Annotated in this window: 5 protein-coding genes; 2 read left to right on the plus strand and 3 right to left on the minus strand. The window is 71.1% G+C overall.

Translation table 11 applies throughout. The features are described from left to right. Nucleotides 1-266: 266 nt before the first annotated feature. The 3 genes from coaBC to FV218_RS14745 all read right to left on the minus strand — a co-directional run bounded on the left by coaBC (nt 267) and on the right by FV218_RS14745 (nt 3285). Nucleotides 267-1523, minus strand: coding sequence for a bifunctional phosphopantothenoylcysteine decarboxylase/phosphopantothenate--cysteine ligase CoaBC (gene coaBC, locus FV218_RS14735; RefSeq protein ID WP_147710401.1), 1257 nt, complete (start codon nt 1521-1523; stop codon nt 267-269). Nucleotides 1524-1598: 75 nt separating this feature from the next. Beyond that, on the minus strand, nt 1599-2147 hold the full coding sequence (locus tag FV218_RS14740) for an ankyrin repeat domain-containing protein (RefSeq protein ID WP_147710402.1): 549 nt from the start codon (nt 2145-2147) through the stop codon (nt 1599-1601). A gap of 79 nt (nt 2148-2226) precedes the next feature. Further along, nucleotides 2227-3285 (minus strand): SDR family oxidoreductase, encoded by a 1059-nt coding sequence (locus tag FV218_RS14745; RefSeq protein ID WP_147710404.1) that lies wholly within the window; start codon nt 3283-3285, stop codon nt 2227-2229. A gap of 176 nt (nt 3286-3461) precedes the next feature. Here FV218_RS14745 and uvrB point away from each other — a divergent pair, with 176 nt between their 5' ends. Beyond that, nucleotides 3462-6194 carry an excinuclease ABC subunit UvrB gene (gene uvrB / locus FV218_RS14750; protein WP_147710406.1) on the plus strand — a complete coding sequence of 911 codons (2733 nt, stop codon included), beginning with the start codon at nt 3462-3464 and terminating at the stop codon, nt 6192-6194. 219 nt (nt 6195-6413) lie between these two features. Beyond that, nucleotides 6414-6665: a hypothetical protein gene (locus FV218_RS14755; protein WP_056095855.1), complete on the plus strand. Its 252-nt coding sequence runs from the start codon at nt 6414-6416 to the stop codon at nt 6663-6665. Nucleotides 6666-6772: the final 107 nt, after the last annotated feature.

Raw genomic sequence — 6772 nt, forward strand, 5'->3', positions numbered from 1 at the left:
GGCCACCGGGGGCCGATCGCGGGCGAACCCGATCAGCGATCAGGTGTGGCGCACGCGGAGGGCCGAAGGCGGCACGGTCCATCGACTACTGTCGCTGGGCATTGGGTCAGTCAGGTCCTATGGGGCCGCACGACCGGCGCAGGGCGGAGTCGCAGGCGACGCCGGGATGATGCCGGAGCATGGGTTAGTCAAGCCTTAACGCGCCGGATGGGGGATCGGGTCCGCCGGTTTTCGCCGCACTGCGTCACACCGGCAGCGAGACGGCGTCACACCGGCAACAGGGCGGCGAACCGGGCGACGAGGCGGCGCCCGACCTCGTCCTTGTCGAGGGTCGGCCAGGTCTCGACGGAGCCGTAGCGTCCAACGAGGTGGACGGTGTTCTCGAGGCCGCCCATGACGCCGCCGGCGGCCGAGACGTCGTTGGCCACCAGCAGGTCGCAGCCCTTGCGGGCGATCTTCTTCAGGGCGTTGGCGAGCACGTCGTCGGTCTCGGCGGCGAAGCCCACCACGAGGGTCGGGCGCCCGCTCGACCGGCCCGCGACGGTGGCGAGGATGTCGGGGTTCTCGACGAGGCGCAGGGGCGCGGGTTCGCTCCCGTCCTTCTTGATCTTGTTCTGGCCGACCTCGGCCGGGCGCCAGTCGCCGACGGCGGCGGTGAACACGGCGATGTCCGCCGGCAAAGCCTCCTCCACGGCCACCAGCATGGCGCGGGCGGTCTCCACATGGATCATCCGGACCCCGGCCGGATCGGGGATCGAGACCGGGCCGGAGACCAGGGTGACGTCGGCCCCCGCCGCCGCCGCCGCCGCCGCGATGGCGTGGCCCTGGCGGCCCGACGAGCGGTTGGCGAGGTAGCGCACGGGATCGATGGGTTCGTGGGTCGGCCCCGAGGTGACGAGGACGCGCCGTCCCGCGAGGGACCCGCCCGGCACCCGCCCGGCGAGAAATCCGAAACCGCCGGGTGATTCGCCCCCGGCCAGCATCGCCTCCACGGCGTCGGCGATCTCGGTGGGCTCGGCGAGGCGGCCGGGGCCGAACTCGGCCTCCGCCATGGCGCCGTCGTTGGGGCCGACCACGTGGACGCCGTCGCCCAGGAGCGTCGCGAGGTTGCGGCGCGTGGCCGGGTGCTGCCACATCCGCACGTTCATGGCCGGCGCGATGAGGATCGGCAGGGTGGTGGCGAGCAGCACCGTGGCGGCGAGGTCAGAGGCCGCCCCGGTGGCCATCCGCGCCATGAGGCTCGCGGTGGCGGGCGCGACCACGATGGCGTCGGCGTCGCGGGCGAGCTTGATGTGGCCGATCTCGGCCTCGTCCGCCCGGTCGAACAGGTCCGTATGCGCCCGCGCGCCGGCCAAGGCCGCGGCGGCGAGGGGCGTCACGAATTCCTGCGCGCCCCGGGTGAGGAGGGGGCGCACCTGCGCCCCGCGCTCGCGCAGGCGCCGGATGAGGTCGAGGGACTTGTAGGCCGCGATGCCGCCGCCGATGACGAGGAGGATGCGGCGGTTCTCAAGCGAGCGGGTCATGGGTCACTCATCGGGCCGGACGGTCGGGAGCCGCCCGCGCTCCATACACCCGAACCGCCCCGGATGCAGGTCGCTTCAGGCGTTCGGGCGCGGCGCCCGGGCGAGGCGGGCCGGGGCCTCGACCGCCCCCATGGACTGGGCCATCTCGGCGGCGGTGAGGCCGGCCCCGTCGCGCCGGTCCGGGTCGGCGCCATGGGCCAGCAACAGGTCGATGATCGCGACGCGATCGAACATCGCCGCCGTCATCAGGGCCGTGCGGGTACCGTCGGCGGTGCCGTCCACGAGGGCGCCGTGGGCCAGGAGCAGCTCGGCCATGGCGAGGTCGCCCTTGAAGGCGGCCCCGGCCAGGGGCGTCTGGCCCCGGTCGTTGGCGAGTTCCGGGTCGCCGCCATGCTCGAGGATCGCCTGCGCGGCCTCGGCCTGGCCGTTATAGGCGGCGAGCATGAGCAGACTGTCGCCCTTGTCGTTGCGCAGGTTGGCCGGCAGGCCCTGGCCGAACAGCTCCGCGAGCTCCCGGGCATGCCCCAGGCGGGCGAACTGGAAGACCTTGCCGGCGAAGGCGAGGGTCGCGTCATCGAGCTCGGGTTTTTGGCGTTCGGGGGTTTCGGGGTCTTGCGGCTGCATCGGGCTCCGTCCGGTCTCGTGTCCGACGTGATCTGGGTTTCGACCCCCGGCCTGTCCAGCCGGGGGCAGGATCGAGCCCCTACGGAATCACCCGCTCGGCCCGGAGTCGCGAAAACAGGTCGAGGAACGCGTCGTCGCTGGGCTGGTAATCGAGGAAGCCGAGGCGGCGGCTGCGACTCATGTCGGTGACGACCTCAATGGGCCGGCCGAGATCCGCATCCGTGTGCCAGGGCGACGCGAGGCGGTCGAGATCGGCTTCGACGAGCCCGTGCCGGGCGGAGAGCTCACGCCACAGGGGCGCCGCCCCCGCCATCTGCTGCTCCAGGGGCATGGCCTCGCCCGAATAGGGTGCCGGTTCGACACCGAACCACTCCGCGATGCGGCCCCACATCCACGACCAGCGAAAGACGTCGCCGTCGACCACGTTGAAGGCGGTGTCGGCAGCGGCCGGCGTGGTGGAGGCCCAGGCGAGGTGACGGGCGAGCAGGCGCGCGTCGGTGACGTCGGTGAGCCCATGCCATTGCTGGGGCGAGCCCGGGAACGCGAACGGCCGCCCGGACTCCCGGCACAGGCTGGCATAGGCCGCGAGCGTCACGCCCATGTTCATGGCGTTGCCGAGCGCGTAGCCGACGATGGTGTGCGGCCGATGCACGCTCCAGGTGAAGCCGCGCCGCGCGGCCGCCGCGAAGACTTCATCCTCTTGAACGTAATAAAAATTCTCGACGGGCAGGCGGTCCTGGTCCTCGCGGAACGGGGTCTGGGGCAGGGTGCCCTTCCCGTAGGCCTCGAACGGGCCGAGGTAGTGCTTCAGTCCCGTCACCAGGGCGACGTGGGCCAGGGGCGCGTGGCCGAGGGCGTCGAGGAGATTGCGGACCATGGCGCCGTTCACGTGGCAATTCTCGGCCTCCGTCGCCTGCCGCATCCAGGTGGTGATGAACACGTGCGTCGGACGTGCGTCGCCGAGGGCCGCCTTCAGGGACGCCGGGTCGGTGAGATCGGCGACCACGGGCGTCACCCCGGCGATGTCCACGGGCCGGCGGGCGAGGCCGTGGACGTCCCAGCCCGTCTCCACGAGGTGGCGGGCGAGGTTGTTGCCGACGATGCCGCTGGCACCGGCGATGAGGGCCGTTCCCGTCATGCTCTGAAAAACTCCGTGGCCGCGGACGCGGTTCACCGGGTCAACGGTCTCGGGCGTGAGCCGTTCGCCTGCGCAGCCGGGCCATGTGCCGGGCGCAGGGTCGGGCGCGCGGGGGGATGCACGCGGCCGGGATATGCGCCCTTCCCGGCCCCCGTCGAAAGGCCCATATCGTCCCCATGGCCGCCCCGAACAAACCGCGCTCCTCCACCGTCACGGGCTCCTCGTCCAAGGGCTCCTCGTCCAAGGGAGCCCCGAAGGCGTCGAAGCCCGAGCTTCAGCCCCTCGACGAGCATCTCGCCGCCCTGCTCAGCCCGGCGCTGAACCGAAACCGCCTGCCGGTGGTGGCGAACGTCGCGCCGCCCGCCCCGGCCCGGCCCGGACGACCGAAGAAGCCGGCGGCGAAACCCGCGCCTGCAGGGGGGTTCGGCGAGGCGCCGCAGGCCGCGTTCACCCACGACGCGGCCGCAGTCGATCCGCGCCTCGCCCAGGCCCTGGGCCTGACCCCGCCCGAGGACGGGCCCGCTCCGGAAGGGCTCGCCGACGACGGCGACACCTCGCTCGCCACCGACGGCGTCTCGGCCACGGTGGATGCCCTGTCGCGGCTGCTTACCGAGGGCAACCCCCTGTTCAAGGACGGCAAGAACTGGGCGCCGCACCGCCCGGAACGGCCGAAGAAGTCCGAGGGCGGCGTGCCGTTCCGCCTCCAGTCCGAGTTCGAGCCGGCGGGCGACCAGCCCCGCGCCATCGCCGAACTCGTGGACGGGGTGAAGAAGGCCGAGCGCGACCAGGTGCTGCTCGGCGTCACCGGCTCGGGCAAGACCTTCACCATGGCCAAGGTCATCGAGGCGACGCAGCGCCCGGCCCTGATCCTGGCGCCGAACAAGACCCTGGCGGCGCAGCTCTACGGCGAGTTCAAGAGCTTCTTCCCCGACAACGCGGTGGAGTATTTCGTCTCGTACTACGACTACTACCAGCCCGAGGCCTACGTGCCGCGCTCGGACACCTTCATCGAGAAGGAATCCTCGATCAACGAGCAGATCGACCGGATGCGCCACGCCGCCACCCGCGCCCTCCTTGAGCGCGACGACGTGATCCTCGTCGCCTCGGTCTCGTGCATCTACGGCATCGGCTCGGTGGAGACCTACACCGCCATGTCGTTCACGGTGTCGCTGAACGAGAAGATCGAGCAGCGTCAGCTCGTGGCCGACCTCGTGGCGCTGCAGTACAAGCGCATCCAGTCCGATTTCGCCCGCGGCACCTTCCGGGTGCGCGGCGACGTCATCGAACTCTGGCCCGCCCACCTCGACGATCGCGGCTGGCGCATCGGCCTGTTCGGCGACGAGGTCGAGTCCATCACCGAGTTCGACCCGCTCACGGGCAAGAAGATCAACGACCTCAAGTTCGTGAAGGTCTACGCCAACTCGCACTACGTCACGCCGCGCCCCACCCTCCAGCAGGCGGTGAAGGGCATCAAGACCGAGCTGAAGCTGCGGGTTGACGAGCTGACGAAGATGGGCCGCCTCATCGAGGCCCAGCGCATCGAGCAGCGCTGCACCTTCGACATCGAGATGATCGAGGCCACGGGTGCCTGCAACGGCATCGAGAATTATTCCCGCTACCTGACGGGCCGCAAGCCCGGCGAGCCGCCCCCGACCCTGTTCGAGTACCTGCCCGACAACGCCCTCGTGTTCACCGACGAGAGCCACGTCACGGTTCCGCAGATCGGCGGCATGTACAAGGGCGATTTCCGCCGCAAGGCGACGCTGGCCGAGTACGGCTTCCGCCTGCCGTCCTGCCTCGACAACCGCCCGCTCCGGTTCGAGGAATGGGACGCCATGCGGCCGCAATCGATCCACGTCTCGGCGACCCCGGCGAAGTGGGAGATGGAGCAGACCGGCGGCGTCTTCGCCGAGCAGGTCATCCGCCCCACCGGCCTCGTCGATCCGGTCATCGAGATCCGGCCCGCCCGCTCCCAGGTGGACGACCTGTTGGGCGAGGTCCGCGAGGTCGCCCAGGCCGGCTACCGGACGCTGGTGACGACGCTGACCAAGCGCATGGCCGAGGACCTGACCGAGTACCTGCACGAGAATTCCGTGCGCGTGCGCTACATGCACTCGGACATCGACACCCTGGAGCGCATCGAGATCATTCGCGATCTGCGACTGGGTGCCTTCGACGTGCTGATCGGCATCAACCTTCTGCGGGAGGGGCTCGATATTCCCGAATGCGCCCTGGTGGCCATCCTCGATGCCGACAAGGAGGGGTTCCTGCGCTCCGAGACCTCCCTGGTCCAGACCATCGGGCGCGCGGCCCGCAATGCCGACGCGCGCTGCATCCTCTATGCCGACAACATCACCGGCTCCATGGAGCGGGCCATGGCCGAGACCGAGCGCCGTCGCACGAAGCAGCTCGCCTACAACGTCGAGCACGGCATCACGCCTCAGAGCGTGAAGCGCGGCATCTCCGACATCCTCAGCAGCGTGTTCGAGGGCGACCACGTCCAGGTCGATACGGGACTCGCCAAGAATGCCGCCACCATCGGCCACAACTTCAAGGCGGTGATGGCCGACCTCGAGAAGCGCATGCGCACGGCCGCCGCCGACCTCGACTTCGAGGAGGCCGCGCGCCTGCGCGACGAGCTCAAGCGCCTCCAGGCCACGGAACTCCTCGTCTCCGACGACCCCATGGCGCGCCAGGGCGACGTCGAGCGCGAGGCCGGTCGCTTCGGCGCGAAGCGGAGCCGGATCGCGAAGCCGACCCTCGACAACATGGGGCCGGGCACCGACCGCGAGCTCCCCGTCGGTCACGCCGCGCCGGCCTGGGCCGAGCGGCCCAAGGCCCGCTCGACCCAGGGGCTCGGCGGCCAGAAACCGAAATACAAGGGCGGGGGCGGTCGCAAGAAGGGCTGAAACGCGGACCGGCGGGACAGGCTCGGAGGAACCAGCCGGCCCGGCCCGGGCTTGGTTGGGCATGGGGCACCGCGCGGTGCCGATCCCGCCCTCCCGCCGGAGTCCGCCTTGATCATGACCACCACCTCCGCCCGCCGGCGCCATGCCCTGCGCCCCCGCGCCGGTAACGCCGCCACGAGCCTGTTCGTCGCGGGCCTCGCCGTCTCGGCCGCCTTCGGCATGCTCGTCACCCCCTTTGGCGGCAAGCCCGCCTTGGCCCAGTCGGCGGCCAACCCCAACGACCAGCCGACTCCCGGGACCGTGCCGTCGCGGGATGCGCGCGCCGCCGGGCGGTCGACGGGCCAGGTCTCCGCGCCCGCGGCCATCGGTCATTCGACCACGGTGGTCGGATCGGGCGGCACGACGACCAATCCCCTCGATCACCTGCCCGCGCATGAGCGCGCCGCCACGGGCGGCAGCCGGCAGCGATAGACCTTTCAGCGCACCATAGGAGAAACGACCATGGGACTCCTCGATCAGGTTATCGGCGGCGTTCTCGGACAGGTCCTGGGCGGCGGACGTCACGAGCAGGGCGGGGG

It is taken from the genome of Methylobacterium sp. WL69 (genome assembly GCF_008039485.1).
Taxonomy (GTDB): Bacteria; Pseudomonadota; Alphaproteobacteria; order Rhizobiales; family Beijerinckiaceae; genus Methylobacterium.